At 47.1% G+C, this 2,320-nt stretch carries 1 protein-coding gene; it reads left to right on the top strand.

Translation table 11 applies throughout. The features are described from left to right. A partial coding sequence (locus tag QUB20_RS26885) for a CHAT domain-containing tetratricopeptide repeat protein (protein WP_333291782.1) occupies positions 1 to 1,944 on the top strand: 1,944 nt, incomplete at its 5' end. Between the last annotated feature and the right edge of the window lie 376 nt (positions 1,945 to 2,320).

Genomic DNA, 2,320 nt, shown 5'->3' with positions numbered 1-2,320 from the left:
AGCATCGGCAGTGTCTACTCAGAATTGGGAGAAAAACAGAAAGCGCTAGAGTATTACAGCCAGTCGCTTCCCCTGAGTCGGGCAGTAGGCAATCGCAGCGGGGAAGCTAGCACCCTCAACAACATCGGCAGTGTCTACTCAGATTTGGGAGAAAAACAGAAAGCGCTAGAGTATTACAGCCAGTCGCTTCCCCTATTTCGGGCAACCGGCGATCGCCGTGGGGAAGCTACCACCCTCTATGGTATTGCCTATGCCAAACGCGCTCAAGGCAATCTCACTGAAGCGCTCACTAACATTGAATCCTCTCTCAAAATCATCGAAAACCTCCGCACCAAAATAGCCAGCCCCGAACTCCGCAGCTCATACTTTGCCACAGTACAAAACTACTACGAATTATACATCGATTTGTTAATGCAACTGCATAAAACTAATCCTAAATCCGGTTACGATACAAAAGCCTTAGAAGCCAGCGAACGTTCGAGGGCCCGCAGCCTCCTCGAACTTCTCCAAGAAAGTAACGCCAACATTCGCGAAGGTATTTCCCCCGATTTACTGCAACAAGAAAAGAGCCTGCAACAGCAACTCGATGCCATTGAAAAGCAGCGCATCGAAACAATCAGCACCCCCAATCCCAATCAAGCTAAAATCGATGAAATCGACAAACAGCGCCTCGCACTTTTGCAACAATATCAGCAAATTCAAGCCCAGATTCGTACCGCCAGCCCCCGCTACGCTGCCCTCACCCAACCCCAACCTTTAACACTCCCAGAAATTCAGAAACAGATTCTCGATGAAAACACGATTTTATTGCAATATTCCCTCGGCCGAGTTCGCAGTTATTTGTGGGTTGTGACATCAACAGGAGTAACCAGCTATGAATTGCCAAAACGCGCAGACATTGAAACAGCAGCTAAGAACTTCCTAGAGGTAATAACTAGCCCAATCCAGAGAGATATTCCCCAACAAGTTGCCCAAGCAAGTGCAAATCTGGGTCAAGTGATTTTACAGCCCGCAGCAGCCCAATTAGCAAAAAAACGCTTATTAATTGTTCCCGACGGCGTGTTGCACTATACCCCTTTTCAAGCTTTAACTATTTCCCAAACCGCCGGACAAAATACCAATGTTCCCTTAATAGTCGAACATGAAATTATCACTCTGCCTTCTGCCTCAACTCTCGCCATTCTCAGGCAAAATTACGGAGATAGAAAACCACCAAGCCAAACTTTAGCGATTTTAGCCGATCCTGTTTTCAGTCCAGAGGATGAAAGAATTAAAGGAAAAATCACCCAAGCAACAACAGCAAAATTAGAAGCAAACAACCTCGGTTTAAATCAATCGCTTCGTGCTTCTAATCGGCAATGGCCGCCCGAACGCCTACCCTTTACCCGCCAAGAAGCCCAAACAATATCCAGCTTATTTCCCTCAGCTTCTAGCAGTCAAAAGATTGATTTTGATGCCAGTCGCACTACTGCTACCGACGGCAGTTTAGCTAATTATCAAATCGTTCACTTCGCCACCCACGGCCTTGCCAACAGCCAAAATCCCGAACTGTCAGGAATTGTGATGTCGATGGTAGATGACAAGGGCAATCTTGTCAATGGTTTTTTGCGCCTCACGGATATTTTCAACTTGAAACTGGCGGCAAATTTAGTGGTTTTAAGTGCTTGTCAATCGGGCATGGGGCAGAATGTTAAAGGCGAAGGAATGGTGGGATTGACAAGGGGTTTTATGTATGCGGGTGCTCAGCGGGTGGCGGTGAGTTTGTGGAATGTGGATGATGAAGGAACTTCTGTGTTAATGCAAAAGTTTTATCAAAAAATGGTGCAACAAAAGTTAGCGCCGGCGGCAGCTTTGAGGGCGGCGCAGATGGAAATGATGCAGGAGGAAGAGTGGAAATCTCCCTATTATTGGGCTGCTTTTACCTTGCAAGGCGAGTGGAAATGATATACAGCACTTGTGCTGGTAAGTAACTACATAGCCCTTGTAGGGAAACGGCAATGCCCATTGGTGTCAACAAACACGTTAAATCGGTAGTCCGATAGTCCGACAATCCGACAATCCGACAATCCGACAATCCGACATTCCGACAGTCCGACAGTCCGACAATCCGACAGTCCGACAATCCGATAGTCCGATAGTCCGACAGTCCGATAGTCCGACAATCCGACAGTCCGACAGTCCGACAATCCGACAGTCCGACAATCCGACAGTCCGACAATCCGACAGTCCGACAGGGAATGAATTCCCTGTCTAATAGCTAAAGTCCTCCTAAGAAACTCAATCTAACTGTGGAGTTTTAGCAACTAGCTCAAACCCAAAA

Origin of the sequence: Microcoleus sp. B4-C2, from assembly GCF_036705265.1 — a bacterium.
Classification (GTDB): domain Bacteria; phylum Cyanobacteriota; class Cyanobacteriia; order Cyanobacteriales; family Microcoleaceae; genus Microcoleus.
The sequence above is the reverse complement of the archived record's forward strand: the minus strand, read 5'-3'. Positions and strand labels throughout refer to the sequence as shown.